The organism is Streptococcus sp. Marseille-Q5619, from assembly GCF_946901205.1.
Lineage (GTDB): Bacteria > Bacillota > Bacilli > Lactobacillales > Streptococcaceae > Streptococcus.
Genome location: NZ_CAMPPO010000006.1, coordinates 127,041 through 141,867, shown reverse-complemented (window position 1 = coordinate 141,867; position 14,827 = coordinate 127,041). Strand labels below are relative to the sequence as shown.

Below are 14,827 nucleotides of genomic sequence, written 5' to 3'. Positions count from 1 at the left end.
AAACAGACTAAAAGTAAGGAATACCAAGTTTTTTAGCTTGTTTAAAAAATGTGGATAAAAAAGATAAAAAAGCGAAAGTTATCCACAAGTTATTTGATTTTCTTTTTGATTGATTCAATTTCTAAGCGTAAATTATCGTCTTCATCAATCAAAGATTTAATTTTAGCATGGGCATGAATAACTGTTGTGTGATCTTTACCACCAAATTCCTTCCCAATTTTTGGAAGACTATTATCTGTTAGTTCTCTAGATAAATACATGGCTACTTGACGGGCTAACACAATATTTTGAAGGCGTCTACTTCCTTTCATTTCTTTGACGCTGACACCATAAAAGTTACCAACTTCATTTTGGATTTTATCAATTGGGATGACGAGCATTTGGCTAACATCTTGTTTGCGAGCTCTAATAGCTTCTGCAGCAATATCAATAGTGATATCCTTGATGTTTTTTACTCTGGCAATTAAAGTGATGTCGTTGATGGCTCCCTCAAGATCTCTAACATTTGAATCAAATTGCCCAGCTAGGTATTCTAGAGTATCACTTTGGAAATTGTAGCCTAAATGTTCCGTTTTACTTTGTAAAATGGCAATACGTGTTTCAAAGTCAGGGGGTGTGATAGTTTGTGTCAATCCCCAACTAAAGCGCGTGACAAGCCTCTCCTCGAGCCCTTCTAGATGTTTTGGACTACGATCACTCGTTAGGACAATCTGTTTTTGCTTGTCATGAAGGGCGTTAAAGGTATTGAAAAATTCTTCTTGAGTTGCAACTTTTTTTCCGCTGAGTGACTGGATATCATCAATTAACAAAAGATCAAGACTGCGGTAGGTTTTTTTAAACTTTTCCATTTCCCCAAGTCTTAGGTGATCCAGAAAGTCATTGATAAAGCTTTCGGCAGGAATATATTTAACACGAGCATTTGGAATATTTTTTAGAATTTCATTTCCAATAGCGTTTAACAGGTGAGTCTTACCAAGCCCAGGTCCTCCATAGATAAAAAGAGGATTATAGGTCAAGGCCAAATCTTCAGAGACAGCCAAAGCGGCTGATACTGCCCAAACATTTCCATCCCCTTGAATAAAATTATCAAAGGTATACTTTTCTTTTAATCCCGTATCCGAATAAGGAATAGATGCTAACTTTGGACTATAGTCATAAAGAGTTGAATTTGTAGCTTCTTCAACTTGTGAGATAGCCGTATCTTGAGGTTTAGTGAAAATATAGTGAGGAGTAATCTCAGCATCATAAATTTCAAATCCAGCAACTACAATAATATCTTTTAGTTGTTTTTCCCAGACCATTTCCATTTCAGATCGTGGTAAAAATATAGTGGCAACATTTTCCTCTACCTTGATGAGTTCAGCTTGAATAGCATAGAAATCATACATGGATCGAGTCAGTCTTTCTTGAGCAAATTCTAATATACGATTCCAAAATTGTTTTTCTTTCAATCCTTTCTCCTCCTTTACTATTTAAAAGTTTAATACTAGACCTATTTTACCATAGATAGTAAGAATTTTCCACAAGCTGTGAAAAATAATCCACAATGTTATCAAGTTTTATCCACAGGTTGGGGATAAAGTCAGAAACTATTGATTTATTAAGCTTTTTATCGAAAAACATAGTGGATAACCTTGTGAGATAAAAAAATAAAAGAACAGCCTTATTTCAGGCTGTTGATAATTCTACTATATTCTTCTTGATTTGAGAAAGCAATAATGATTTTTCCACTATCTTTTTTAGACAGTTTGATTTCTACATCTAATCCGAGTAGTTTTTTTAACTGTTCTTCTTCATTTTGTATGAAATGATCATTTTTTTGCTGTTTCTTTTGTTTTTTCTCTGTCAGCAGAGCTTCTAACTTCCTTACAGAAATATCTTCTTCTATAATCCGTTGTAAGAAATAGTCTTGTTGTTCCTTATTCAACCCAACTAGAGAACGCGCATGAGCTTGTGATAGTTTGCCATTTTCTACTTCTGAGAGAATCTGTTCTGGCAAGGAAAGCAAACGAATGGAGTTGCTGATATAAGGACGAGACTTGCCCATTTTATCTGCAATTTCAGCATGGGTGAATCCTTTCTCTACGAGAGATTCATAAGCGCGTGCTTCTTCTATTGGATTTAAATTTTCCCTCTGTAAATTTTCAATGATGGATTGGACCATCATCTCTTGATCTGAAAGCTGTTTAACAACAGCTGGGATAGACGTTAGACCAGCTAAAAGTGAAGCCCGATAGCGTCTTTCTCCTGCAAGGATTTCATAACCAATCACAGGAGATTGACGAACAATAATCGGTTGAATGACCCCATTTTCTTTGATAGACTGTGCTAGTTCATCTAGTTTTTCTCTATCAAATTCTTTTCGGGGTTGATAGGGATTTTTTTGTATATCTGTGATAGAAATCATTTCAAATTTTTCCATGATTCTACACTAACACATCTTTTCTCTTATGTAAAGCTTTCTTTACATAGATGTCAATTAAGATTCTAAATCACCTGAACTCTTGTCAAGCTTGATGGATGTAGTTTCTTCTTTACCGTTACGATAGTAAGTGATCTTAATGGTGTCTCCGATAGAATGATTGTAAAGAGCACTTTGTAAGTCTGTTGATGAAGCAATCTCTTTGTCATCTACTTTTGTAATAACATCGTATTTTTCAAGGTGACCATTGGCAGGCATATTACTTTGTACAGAACGAACAACTACGCCAGATGTAACATTACTTGGAATATTGAGTCTTCTGATGTCACTTGTACTTATATTAGATAAATTAACCATCTGGATTCCCAAAGCTGGGCGTGTCACTTTTCCGTTCTTTTCTAACTGTTCAATAATATTGATAGCATCATTTGCAGGGATTGCGAAACCAAGGCCTTCTACAGATGTTCCTCCATTTGTGGCAATTTTACTTGAGGTAATTCCGATAACCTGTCCTTGAATATTGATCAGTGGACCGCCAGAGTTACCTGGGTTAATAGCAGTATCAGTTTGGATGGCTTTTGTAGAAATGGCTTGTCCATCTTCAGATTTTAAGGATACATTTCTATTGAGACTAGATACGATACCTTGAGTGACAGTATTTGCATATTCAGAACCTAACGGGCTACCAATGGCAATAGCAGTTTCTCCTACGGTTAACTTGCTAGAATCACCAAACTCAGCTACTGTTGTAACTTTTTCTGAAGAGATTTTGACGACAGCAATATCAGAGAAAGTGTCAGCTCCGACAATTTCTCCAGGTACTTTAGTTCCATCTGACAAACGAATATCTACTTTGCTGGCACCATTTATAACGTGATTATTGGTGACGATGTAAGCTTCTTTATCATTCTTTTTATAAATAACCCCAGATCCTTCACTAGAGATTTGCTGAGAATCTGTATCAGTCTCATCATTACCAAATACGCTATTTTGTCTATTTGCTGAATAAGTAATAACAGAAACAACAGCATCTTTTACTTTATTAACAGCCTGTGTTGTTGAATTTTCGTTTTTATAGGCAGTCTGTGTAATAGTACTATTGTTGTTAGAGTTTCTTACACTACTTTCTTGAGTTAGTTGAGCTATTGAAAAACTACCCAAGGCTCCACTAAAAAAGCTAATGACGATAACGACTAATAATTGAAACCCTTTTTTGTAAAATGTTTTTAAATGTTTCATATTTGCCTCCATATTTTTGAATTACTGAAAGTATAAACTGACTAGCTTAATTATAACTTAAACATAAAAGTTTTACACAAACTGTGGATAACTCTTTTAAAACTGTGATTTTCTCAATTGAAATCTATTTTTTATTTTGTGAATAAGATGTGAAAAAATAGAGAATATGTTAGAATAGAGTCATGAAAATTAAAGTTGTAACAGTTGGGAAACTGAAAGAAAAGTATTTAAAAGATGGTATTGCAGAGTATTCAAAACGAATTTCTCGATTTGCTAAGCTTGAAATGATTGAGCTAGCAGATGAAAAAACACCAGATAAGGCCAGTGAGTCAGAAAATCAAAAGATTTTAGAAATAGAAGGTCAGAGGATTTTATCAAAAGTTGGTGACCGTGATTTTGTTATTGTGTTAGCCATTGAGGGGAAAACACTTTCTTCAGAAGAATTTAGTAAGCAGTTAGAAGAAGCTTCTATAAAAGGATTTTCTACTCTTACCTTTATTATTGGAGGGAGTCTGGGATTAGCACAGGATGTAAAAAAGAGAGCCAATCTCTCTGTTAGTTTTGGTCGTTTAACCTTGCCCCATCAGCTAATGAGACTAGTCCTTGTTGAACAAATCTATCGGGCTTTTACAATTCAGCAGGGATCACCCTATCATAAATAGAAAATTGACTTTTAATTGATTTTTTGGTAGAATAATTGTGTTAGGTCTCATAGCTCAGCTGGATAGAGCATTCGCCTTCTAAGCGAACGGTCGCAGGTTCGAATCCTGCTGGGATCAATATAGTAGCAAAGCTGGGAATTTTCCCGGCTTTTTTCTTAAAAAAGTACACTTGGGGAGAAAAAAATGACAGTTGAGAGAATTTTATCTAAAATGAAATTCCATTTTGTATAATGGTTTTTGTAAGTTAGCTTACAAGAAAAAAACATTTTAGGAGATTTTATTATGAAAAACACAGTTAAATTGGAACAGTTTGTAGCCTTGAAGGAAAAAGACTTGCAGGAGATTCGAGGTGGGGAAAGTAGGGTTTCAAGAATCATCCTTGATTTTCTTTTCCAACGAAAAAAGTAATGAAATAAGGAGAAAGAGTAATGGATTTACTTGGATTTGGGACAGTTATTGTTCATTTTTTAATTATTAGTCACAGTTACCGTTTAATTTGTAAAGGTCAAATAAATAGAAAAGAACTATATGTTTTTGGTATCTATACATTACTAGTAGAAGCAGTACTTGAACTTTCCTTTTATCTTCCATATTTAGATAAAATAGGGATTGAAAGATTTTTATTTCCTTTGGGCTTATATTCCTATTTTCGATGGATGAAACAGTATGAGAGGAATAGAGGACTATTCCTAAGTTTACTACTATCTCTTTTATATGAGAGCACTCATAACTTTCTGTCCGTAACTTTCTCCTCTATAACAGGAGACAATTTTGTTTCACAATATCATTTCCCATTCTTTTTCGTTGTAACGGTGTTGACTTATGTTGTTATATTAAAAATCATTCATTATTTCCACTTAGAACTAACCTATTTTGACAAGGACTACCTTTATCCTTTCTTGAAAAAAGTATTTTTTGCTTTACTATTGTTACATCTTTTATCTTTCGTTTCAGATATAGTAAGTACGATTAAACATTTGAATAGTTTTGGAAGTATCTTGTCATCTATTGTCTTTATTTCTCTCCTTTTGACCTTCTTTGCAATGAATTCGCATAAAGAACAAATGGAGAAAGAGATTGCGTTGAAGCAGAAGAAATTTGAACAGAAACATTTACAGAATTATACAGATGAAATTGTCGGTCTGTATAATGAAATTCGTGGTTTTCGACATGACTATGCTGGGATGCTTGTCAGTATGCAGATGGCAATTGACAGTGGTGATTTACAGGAAATTGACAGAGTTTACAATGAAGTTTTGGTCAAAGCAAATCATAAATTGCGTTCAGATAAGTACACTTACTTTGATTTGAACAACATAGAAGATTCAGCTTTACGAAGTTTGGTTGCTCAGTCTATTGTCTATGCTCGAAATAATGGTGTAGAGTTTACACTGGAAGTAAAAGATACGATTACCAAGCTCCCAATTGAACTATTGGATTTGGTTCGTATCATGAGCGTTTTATTGAACAATGCTGTCGAAGGATCGGCTGATAGCTATAAAAAGCAGATGGAAGTAGCAGTTATTAAGATGGAAACTGAAACAGTTATTGTGATTCAGAATTCATGTAAAATGACGATGACTCCTTCAGGAGATCTATTTGCTTTAGGATTCTCCACTAAGGGAAGAAATCGCGGGGTAGGATTAAATAATGTGAAAGAACTACTAGATAAGTACAACAATATTATTTTAGAAACAGAGATGGAAGGCAGTACATTTAGACAAATCATTAGATTTAAGAGGGAATTTGAATGAAAGTTTTAATTTTAGAGGATGTTATTGAACATCAAGTGAGACTAGAGAGAATATTGGATGAAATTTCGAAAGAATCGAATATTCCAATATCATACAAGACAACGGGAAAAGTCCGTGAATTTGAAGAATACATTGAAAATGATGAAGTAAATCAGCTTTATTTCCTAGATATCGATATTCATGGAATTGAGAAAAAGGGATTTGAAGTGGCTCAGCTCATTCGTCATTACAATCCTTACGCTATTATCGTCTTTATTACCAGTCGATCAGAGTTTGCGACTCTAACCTATAAATACCAGGTATCAGCCTTAGATTTTGTTGATAAGGATATCAATGATGAGATGTTCAAGAAGAGAATTGAGCAAAATATTTTTTACACGAAGAGTATGTTACTTGAAAATGAAGATGTTGTAGATTATTTTGACTACAATTACAAGGGAAATGATTTAAAAATTCCTTACCATGATATTTTGTATATTGAAACGACAGGAGTCTCTCATAAATTGCGCATTATTGGTAAGAATTTTGCCAAAGAGTTTTACGGTACCATGACAGATATTCAGGAAAAGGACAAACATACTCAGCGATTTTATTCTCCTCATAAGTCATTTTTGGTAAATATAGGCAATATTAGAGAAATTGATCGAAAAAACTTAGAAATTGTTTTCTATGAAGACCATCGTTGTCCTATTTCAAGATTAAAAATTAGAAAATTAAAAGATATTTTAGAGAAAAAATCTAAAAAGTGATTGACAATTAGTAAGAAATTGATATAATGGTTATATCTGCTACAGATAGAAGGTCCGTTGGTCAAGGGGTTAAGACACCGCCTTTTCACGGCGGTAACACGGGTTCGAATCCCGTACGGACTATTTTATCCGCCATAGCTCAGTTGGTAGTAGCGCATGACTGTTAATCATGATGTCGTAGGTTCGAGTCCTACTGGCGGAGTATAGATAAAAGGGAACACAACTGTGTTCCTCTTTTTGTATCAATTTGTATCACCAAGCATCTTCATAAGGAAATCTGTTATTTCTTGAGGACTTTCTTTTTTTCCATGTGCAATCCAAGTTTGACAGACACCAAAAAGTGCATGAGTTAGATAGATGCTACTGTATTCTAATTCAGTTGTATTGAGATTCAGTTGCATAAATCGCTTTTGTAAATCTGTACTGAGCATGATATGAAGTTTATTTCGTAAGAAATTTTGGATTTCTTTAGTTCCATTTTCAGAAAGAAGGGCAGCCAGAAGTGGTTCTGACTCTAGATATTCAAATACTTCTAAAATAGCATCTCTTTTGTGATGAGCATGTTTTTGAAAAATATATTCAAATGTATGAAATAGCTTGCTTTGATAGTGCTCAATCATATCATACTTATCCTTATAGTGCGTATAGAAGCTGGAACGACTAATTCCGGCTTTTTCTGCTAATTTGACAGTAGAAATTTGATCAAATGGCTGTTCCATCAGTAATTGTACCATAGCATTTTCAATAGTTCGCTTTGTTTTTAAGCGTTTGTTACTTTCTTGCATATTTCCTCCTTGTAAACAAATTAGACTATATGTCTAAAAATGGATTTTTTATCTTGTAATTTAGATTTTTTAATGTATAATCTATTATATCAAAATTTTAGACAATATGTTTAAAAAAGGAGAAACTATGTTTAAAGAATGGAAAGCAATTTTTAAAAAACCAACCTTTATTATTGTCATGATAGGGATTTCTCTTATTCCAGCTCTGTACAATATCATATTTTTGTCATCAATGTGGGATCCATATGGGCAATTGTCTGACTTACCTGTAGCAGTTGTCAATAATGATAAAGAGGCTTCCTATAATGGTAGTAATATAGCAATAGGAAAAGACATGGTGTCCAATTTAAAAGAAAATAAAACCTTGGATTTTCATTTCGTGGATGAAGATGAAGGAAAGAAGGGATTGGAAGATGGCGATTACTATATGGTAGTGACTTTACCCAGTGATTTATCTGAAAAAGCAGCTTCTATTTTAACGGATCATCCAGAACAAATGCAAATCGATTATCAGACTTCAAGTGGTCATAGTTTTATTGCCAGCAAGATGAGTGATTCTGCAATGACACAATTAAAGCAGAATGTCTCTACCAATGTAACCGAGACCTATACCAAAGCTTTATTTAACAAAATGATCGATTTAAAGGATGGCATGAGTCAAGCAGCTTCAGGTAGTGAAAAATTAACTGATGGAGCGAATCAGTTAGTTACAGGAAGTCAAACATTAACTACTAACCTACACTCTTTAGCAGCTTCAAGTTTAACCTTTTCAAATGGAACGGAGCAGTTTACTAAAGGATTATCTGCTTATGTTTCTGGTGTCGAACAACTTCATCTTGGCTTAGGGAATTTTAATAGTGGTTTAGTTACATATACTGGTGCAGTGAGTCAATTAGATAGCGGATTAGGTCAATTATCTTCTAAAAGTCCTGAATTAGTAAGAGGAATCAATCAGTTATATACTGGTGTAGAATCCTATACTGGCGGTGTTTCTCAGCTTAATGCTGGTCTTAATCAATTTTCATCTGGTGTTAGTGCCTATACAAACGGAGTGGGAAATCTTGCAACAGGTGCTAGTCAGTTATCTAATCAATCAGCTACACTTCGAATGGGTATGGAGCAATTAAGTGAAGGGATTCAACAACTTTCTAGCAAGTTAGATGCTTCGTCTGGGAAAAAAGATCAAATTAATCAATTATCTTCTGGTCTAAATCAGTTAAATCAAGCTATTCAAAATATTGATGTTGGAGATACAAAACAATTAGATTCTGTTTTATCAAGTATAGTATCTCTTTCTAATCAAATGTTAGCAAGTGCTCAGTCTGATAAAGCGACTACATTAGCTAATATTCAATCGACAGCAGCTTATCAATCTTTGACAAGTGAGCAACAAGCTGAGATAAGTGCTTCTGTATCTCAAAATTCGACTGATAGTATTCAATCAGCACAGTCAATTGTAGCTTTAGTTCAAGGTTTACAAGGAAGTTTAGAAAACTTACAAAATCAATCTTCTAATCTTTCGACTTTAAAAAATCAAGCTAATCAAGTATTACCGCTTGCTTCTACTTCTTTGACAGGATTGTCAAGTGGATTAACAGAGATACAAGGAGCTGTTGCTAGCAAATTAGTTCCTGCCAGTCAGTCGATTACATCGGGTGTAAATGCATATACTGCAGGTGTTGATAAAGTTTCTCAAGGCGCAAGTCAACTAAGTAAAAAAAATGCCACCTTGACAGGTAGTTTGGGTCAACTAGTTTCAGGCTCAAACACCTTGACACAAAAATCTTCTAGCTTGACAGCAGGAGTTGGTCAATTAGTTGAAAAAACTCCAGAATTAGTGTCTAGTATTGAAAAATTATCAACTGGCTCTAACCAATTGAATCAAAAGAGTCAAGAATTGATAGCAGGAGTTGATAAATTGCAGTCAGGCTCTAGCCAACTATCTGACAAATCCAGTCAGTTAATTTCAGGTGCTTCTCAATTAGAAAGTGGAGCTAATAAATTGGCAGATGGAGCTGGGAAACTAGCAGAAGGTGGAACAAAGTTAACTTCTGGATTGGAAGGTTTACAGACAGGAGTTGCTTCTTTAGGACAAGGACTAAGTAATGCTAGTGATCAACTCAAATCAGCATCAACAGAATCTAAAAATGCAGAGATTTTGTCAAATCCTCTCAGTCTCTCCAAAACTGACAATGATCAAGTTCCTGTAAATGGAATTGCAATAGCTCCTTATATGATATCAGTTGCTCTCTTTGTTGCAGCAATATCAACGAATATGATCTTTACGAAGTTGCCTTCAGGATGTCATCCGGAGAGCCGTTGGGCTTGGTTGAAATCTCGAGCTGAAATAAATAGTATTATAGCTGTTTTGGCAGGAATTTTGGTATATGGAGGAGTTCATCTTATTGGTCTAACTGCAAATCATGAGATGAGAACATTTATTCTCATTATCCTAACAAGTTTAGTATTCATGTCCATGGTGACCGCTTTAACAACATGGAATAGCCGTATAGGAGCTTTCTTTTCTCTTATTTTGCTTTTATTACAGTTAGCATCAAGTGCAGGTACTTACCCACTTGCTTTGACAAATGATTTCTTTAGAGCTATTAGTCCTTGGTTACCAATGAGTTATTCAGTTTCGGGATTACGACAAACAATCTCTATGACAGGAAATATTCATCATCAAGTTATTTTCCTTGCCGTTATATTAGTACTATTTATTTGTTTAGGTATGCTGGCCTATCAACCTAAGAAAATGGAAGAAGATTAAAAAAATCGACCGATTAACTGGTCGATTTTTTATATCTTAGATAACTTTCGTCTGTAATTATAGATTCCAAATAGTAAGAGAGAAGTAAAGGAACAGATTGCTCCAGTAATAAACCCATTGGGAATGAAGGAAAGTGTAATAGTTCCTTTCCCCTTGGAAACATCAACTTTCATAAATCCAGTTTGAGCTTGTTTAATTTCTGTTTTCTTATCATCTTGGTAGGCAGACCAACCTTTGTCATAAGGAATGGTGAAGAAAATGGACGTATCTTGTTGGACATCATATGTAGCAAAGACCTTGTTTTTAGAAGTTGATACTGTGACAGGTTGTTCTTTAATTTTTTGAATTGCCTCAGTTAAAGTTTGGGTATCTAAACGGTAGAAGGTAGGAGATTCAAATGATACTTGTGAATTTCCAGGGAAACTAACATGAATATTGAAAGTTTTTGTCTCTTTTGTATAACCTAGATTAAAGAAGGAGAAGACATTATCAGTTGTAAAAGTTTTCTTTTCTCTATTTACAAGGATGTCAACCTTCTTTTGTTTGTCATTAGAAAAGTGAAGGTTTGTGAAAGAAAGATAAACTTGGCTGTTTTCTGGCACTTCAATTTGATACTGGATTGATGCATCCTCATTTGAAGAGCTTGTAACACTAATCAAATCATCAGTATTCTCTGTTTTTTCATAGGGGATTGGAGAAAAATAATCAAAATCGACGTTAGCAAGTTGATTTAAAAACGAGGCTTGATTATCCAAAGTGTGTTCATTGAACTTGACATCATTGTAAACAGATTGACTAGCAAATGCAATCGGAAGAGAGAATTGATTTTCATATAGGGTAAGATTATCTTTTTGATAGATATCTTTAAAACCATACTTATCAATAGGACTGTCTGAGATATTGTACTGGATGCCAAATAAACTATCAGCCAAAATACTATTATTGGCATAACGGAGATTGAGATTGGTTCCAGAGGATTTAAATCCAACTTTATCCAAAGTAGAGCTTGCTGAACGATTTCGAACAGATGAAAATTGAGAGATTCCATTGTAGTTGAATTTCATACTGTCATTTCCTGTCTGAGTTTCTAGTTTTTCAGTACGGGTAAATTGATTCCCAATATATGTTGAGAAAGATTCCATAGCTGGGATATCTCTACTATATGCACTTCGAGAAGCAAATCCCCATTCTTTAGCAATTCCGTCTATTTGAGATGAAGCATTTAAACTTATTTCAACCATTATAAATAAAGAGATTAGAATGGCAAATAGATTTACAGAGATAAACTTTTTGATAATTGCAAGGAGTAAAAGAGAATAGACACCCAAAAATTCAAGAGTCAGTAGAATATTCAAATCTGTTAAAAAAGAATAATGTGATTTTAGATAGATGGTAGCTAAAAATCCTGATACTACAAGAAAAAGCGAAACTAAAAAATTCCAGACTTTAAGTTCTTTCAGACGATTTAAGACTTCTGCTGCTGTGTAAATTAACAAGGTAGAGAAAATCCAAGCATAGCGATGTAAAAACATATTTGGAGTATGCATGCCTTGCCAAAATAAATCAAGGGCCTCTATGTAAAAGCTTGTTATTAAAAAAGTAAAGAAAATTCCATAGATAAGTTTCACGTGAAACTTTATGGATTTTATTGTGAAAAATAGAATGGTTAAAATAAAAGGAAACAATCCAACAAAAATCATTGGTATAGATCCATATTTAGTTGTATCAAAAGATCCAATGAATTGTTTTGCGAAAATATCTAAATACCAGCTACTGTCTGTTTTTAATTTTGTGATGGCAGTTAACTTCTCCCCATGAGTTTGTAAATCAAACAATGTAGGAAGAGTCATAATCAAACTGGCCATTCCTGCTAAAAAGGAAGTAACAATAAAATCAAGAACTGATGATTTTCGAGTTTTAAAGTCCCACGAAATTTGACAGAGATACAAGAAGATAAGAAACAATGCTGTCATATAGCCAAAATAATAATTTTGAATAAACAAGATTGACAGACTTGTAAAGTATAGTAGGCGCTTCTTTTGTGTTATAAGTATATGTAAGCCAGTTATAATTAAAGGAATCAAGATAAAAACATCTAACCAAGTTTTTATCTCTAGTTGACTAACAGAGAAACTCATCAGAGCATAGGAAGTAGATAAAGCTAGTTTTAAAGACTTAGGAATCGATTGAAATAATTTATTTAAACTAAAGTAAGTTAACAGTCCAATCAATCCAAATTTTAAGAGAGTTGTCAGATAGACAGCATCTGGCATATTCGACAGATTAAAAAAGTAAACTAGAGGTGAAAGGAAACTTCCCAAGTAATAACTAGATAGGGCATAGAAATTTAATCCGAGGCCACTTGTAAAGGTGTAAAACAGACTACCATTTCCATGCAGGATATTTCGTAAAGTTACATCAAAAATAACGTATTGATGAAACCCATCTCCTAATAGTGGAGATGTCTCGCTGTTCCAGTAGATACCTTGAGATAGATATACTCCTGTCATAATGATTACGGGAATGATGAAAGAAACAAAATAGGTCCAATATGTTTTAAAAAATAATTTCATGTTACCTCATAAAATGTTAGAAAACTCAGCTGGTTAACCCAACTGAGTTTTGAAGTTTTTTAGTCTTTCCAAAGTTCTTTAACTTTTGCTTGTACTTCTGCATTCTCTAGGAATTCATCATAGGTTTCATCGATACGGTCAATGACGCCATTTTTAGACAAGACAATGATATGGTTAGCAAGAGTTTGAATAAACTCGTGGTCATGGCTGGCAAAGATGATTGATTCTTTGAAGTTTTTCAATCCATCGTTCAAGCTTGAGATAGATTCCAAGTCCAAGTGATTGGTTGGATCATCAAGTACAAGGACATTTGATTTCAAGAGCATGAGCTTTGAAAGCATGACACGCACTTTTTCTCCCCCTGACAAGACGTTTACAGGTTTGTTAACCTCATCCCCAGAGAAGAGCATACGGCCTAGGAAGCCACGTAGGAAAGTATTGTCATCTTCTTCTTTACTTGCGAATTGACGCAACCAGTCAAGGATTGACTCTCCTCCTGCAAAATCTGCCGAGTTATCTTTTGGCAAGTAAGAACGGCTAGTAGTTACTCCCCACTTGACAGTTCCTTCATAGTCAATATCCCCCATGATTGCACGAATTAATGCAGTCGTTTGGATGTCATTTTGTCCAATAAGCGCTGTCTTATCACCTGGACGCAAGATAAAGCTGATATTATCTAAAATAGTCTCACCATCAATCTTTACAGTTAGATTTTCTACCGTCAAGAGATCATTACCAATCTCACGTTCCGCTTTAAAGTTGATAAATGGATATTTACGACTAGATGGTACAATTTCTTCTAGCTCAATCTTGTCAAGCATTTTCTTACGTGAGGTTGCTTGTCTTGATTTAGAAGCATTGGCAGAGAAACGAGCTACAAATTCTTGCAATTGCTTAATTTTTTCTTCTGCTTTAGCATTACGGTCTGCTAGCAATTTAGCAGCGAGCTCAGAAGATTCCTTCCAGAAGTCGTAGTTCCCGACATAGAGTTTGATTTTTCCAAAGTCAAGGTCGGCCATGTGAGTACATACTTTGTTTAAGAAGTGACGGTCGTGGGATACTACGATAACTGTGTTATCAAAGTCAATCAAGAAGTCTTCTAACCAAGTAATAGATTGGATGTCCAAACCGTTGGTAGGCTCGTCCAAGAGAAGAACATCAGGTTTACCAAAAAGTGCTTTAGCGAGGAGAACTTTTACTTTCTCACCGTTGGCCAATTCGCTCATGTTTTGATAGTGCAATTCTTCTGGAATATTTAGGTTTTGAAGTAGTTGAGAGGCTTCACTTTCTGCTTCCCAGCCTCCAAGCTCGGCAAACTCTCCCTCGAGTTCGGCAGCACGCACTCCATCTTCGTCTGAGAAATCTTCCTTCATGTAGATGGCATCTTTCTCTTTCATGATGCTATAAAGTTTTTCATTTCCCATGATAACAACATCAATGGCACGTTCATCTTCATAGTCAAAGTGATTTTGACGAAGAACAGAGAGACGTTCATCTGGACCAAGAGAGATGTGACCAGTAGTAGGTTCGATATCTCCGGCTAAAATTTTTAAAAAGGTTGATTTTCCGGCACCATTAGCACCAATTAATCCGTAAGTATTTCCTTCTGTAAATTTGATATTGACATCATCAAAAAGTTTGCGATCACTAAAACGTAGTGAAACATCAGATACTGTAAGCAATGTTTTTCTCCTATATCCTATATAATATGTAATATATTTATTCTACTAGAAAATACGGAAATATTCAAATTTTTATCTGTCAATTTTGTGTAAATTAAATTTACAGTATGCTTTACACAAAACCATGAATAGCAAGGTTGATTTATTTTGATAAATTGCGGTTATTTCATTAAAAAAATGCTATAATTGAA

Annotated in this window: 11 protein-coding genes and 3 tRNA genes; 8 read left to right on the top strand and 6 right to left on the bottom strand. The window is 34.5% G+C overall.

All coding sequences use genetic code 11. From position 1 onward, the window contains the following. Positions 1 to 89: 89 nt before the first annotated feature. From dnaA to OC530_RS08595, 3 genes are all read right to left on the bottom strand, one after another. Positions 90 to 1,451 (bottom strand): chromosomal replication initiator protein DnaA, encoded by a 1,362-nt coding sequence (gene dnaA / locus OC530_RS08605; RefSeq protein ID WP_061438534.1) that lies wholly within the window; start codon positions 1,449 to 1,451, stop codon positions 90 to 92. A gap of 212 nt (positions 1,452 to 1,663) precedes the next feature. Beyond that, entirely contained in the window at positions 1,664 to 2,422 is a 759-nt protein-coding gene (locus tag OC530_RS08600) for a ParB/RepB/Spo0J family partition protein (protein ID WP_262081079.1), read from the bottom strand. A 57-nt stretch (positions 2,423 to 2,479) separates the two neighbouring features. Further along, complete coding sequence (locus tag OC530_RS08595) at positions 2,480 to 3,661, bottom strand: S1C family serine protease (protein ID WP_173218745.1); 1,182 nt, start codon at positions 3,659 to 3,661, stop codon at positions 2,480 to 2,482. A gap of 182 nt (positions 3,662 to 3,843) precedes the next feature. Between OC530_RS08595 and rlmH the strand changes: the two genes are divergently transcribed. From rlmH to OC530_RS08560, 7 genes are all read left to right on the top strand, one after another. After that, complete coding sequence (rlmH, locus tag OC530_RS08590) at positions 3,844 to 4,323, top strand: 23S rRNA (pseudouridine(1915)-N(3))-methyltransferase RlmH (RefSeq protein WP_000695935.1); 480 nt, start codon at positions 3,844 to 3,846, stop codon at positions 4,321 to 4,323. A 43-nt stretch (positions 4,324 to 4,366) separates the two neighbouring features. Beyond that, positions 4,367 to 4,440 (top strand) — tRNA-Arg (locus OC530_RS08585). Between the two features lie 165 nt (positions 4,441 to 4,605). Continuing rightward, on the top strand, positions 4,606 to 4,731 hold the full coding sequence (comC, locus tag OC530_RS08580; protein ID WP_173218747.1) for a competence-stimulating peptide ComC: 126 nt from the start codon (positions 4,606 to 4,608) through the stop codon (positions 4,729 to 4,731). Between the two features lie 20 nt (positions 4,732 to 4,751). Further along, the gene (gene comD / locus OC530_RS08575; protein WP_173218749.1) at positions 4,752 to 6,077 is read left to right on the top strand and encodes a competence system sensor histidine kinase ComD; all 1,326 of its coding nucleotides are present in this window, start codon (positions 4,752 to 4,754) and stop codon (positions 6,075 to 6,077) included. Continuing rightward, entirely contained in the window at positions 6,074 to 6,826 is a 753-nt protein-coding gene (gene comE, locus OC530_RS08570; RefSeq protein ID WP_000866064.1) for a competence system response regulator transcription factor ComE, read from the top strand. The genes comD and comE overlap by 4 nt, the downstream gene beginning before the upstream one ends. 51 nt (positions 6,827 to 6,877) lie before the next feature. Further along, positions 6,878 to 6,949, top strand: a tRNA-Glu gene (locus OC530_RS08565). Between the two features lie 5 nt (positions 6,950 to 6,954). Continuing rightward, a tRNA-Asn gene (locus tag OC530_RS08560) sits at positions 6,955 to 7,028 on the top strand. 40 nt (positions 7,029 to 7,068) lie between these two features. Here the strand turns inward: OC530_RS08560 and OC530_RS08555 are convergent. After that, complete coding sequence (locus OC530_RS08555; protein WP_001158275.1) at positions 7,069 to 7,611, bottom strand: TetR/AcrR family transcriptional regulator; 543 nt, start codon at positions 7,609 to 7,611, stop codon at positions 7,069 to 7,071. 127 nt (positions 7,612 to 7,738) lie between these two features. Between OC530_RS08555 and OC530_RS08550 the strand changes: the two genes are divergently transcribed. Beyond that, the gene (locus OC530_RS08550) at positions 7,739 to 10,381 is read left to right on the top strand and encodes a YhgE/Pip domain-containing protein (protein WP_262081078.1); all 2,643 of its coding nucleotides are present in this window, start codon (positions 7,739 to 7,741) and stop codon (positions 10,379 to 10,381) included. A 29-nt stretch (positions 10,382 to 10,410) separates the two neighbouring features. On the opposite strand, the gene OC530_RS08545 is transcribed toward OC530_RS08550, so the two are convergent. Continuing rightward, complete coding sequence (locus tag OC530_RS08545; protein ID WP_262081077.1) at positions 10,411 to 12,954, bottom strand: YfhO family protein; 2,544 nt, start codon at positions 12,952 to 12,954, stop codon at positions 10,411 to 10,413. A gap of 59 nt (positions 12,955 to 13,013) precedes the next feature. Then, positions 13,014 to 14,636 carry an ATP-binding cassette domain-containing protein gene (locus OC530_RS08540; protein ID WP_000958774.1) on the bottom strand — a complete coding sequence of 541 codons (1,623 nt, stop codon included), beginning with the start codon at positions 14,634 to 14,636 and terminating at the stop codon, positions 13,014 to 13,016. Between the last annotated feature and the right edge of the window lie 191 nt (positions 14,637 to 14,827).

Coding starts and splice junctions, on each gene's coding strand:
- OC530_RS08595 (WP_173218745.1), bottom strand. CDS start 3,661: ATGAAACATTTAAAAACATTTTACAAAAAAGGGTTTCAATTATTAGTC.
- OC530_RS08600 (WP_262081079.1), bottom strand. CDS start 2,422: ATGGAAAAATTTGAAATGATTTCTATCACAGATATACAAAAAAATCCC.
- rlmH (WP_000695935.1), top strand. CDS start 3,844: ATGAAAATTAAAGTTGTAACAGTTGGGAAACTGAAAGAAAAGTATTTA.
- comC (WP_173218747.1), top strand. CDS start 4,606: ATGAAAAACACAGTTAAATTGGAACAGTTTGTAGCCTTGAAGGAAAAA.
- OC530_RS08555 (WP_001158275.1), bottom strand. CDS start 7,611: ATGCAAGAAAGTAACAAACGCTTAAAAACAAAGCGAACTATTGAAAAT.
- comD (WP_173218749.1), top strand. CDS start 4,752: ATGGATTTACTTGGATTTGGGACAGTTATTGTTCATTTTTTAATTATT.
- comE (WP_000866064.1), top strand. CDS start 6,074: ATGAAAGTTTTAATTTTAGAGGATGTTATTGAACATCAAGTGAGACTA.
- OC530_RS08550 (WP_262081078.1), top strand. CDS start 7,739: ATGTTTAAAGAATGGAAAGCAATTTTTAAAAAACCAACCTTTATTATT.
- OC530_RS08545 (WP_262081077.1), bottom strand. CDS start 12,954: ATGAAATTATTTTTTAAAACATATTGGACCTATTTTGTTTCTTTCATC.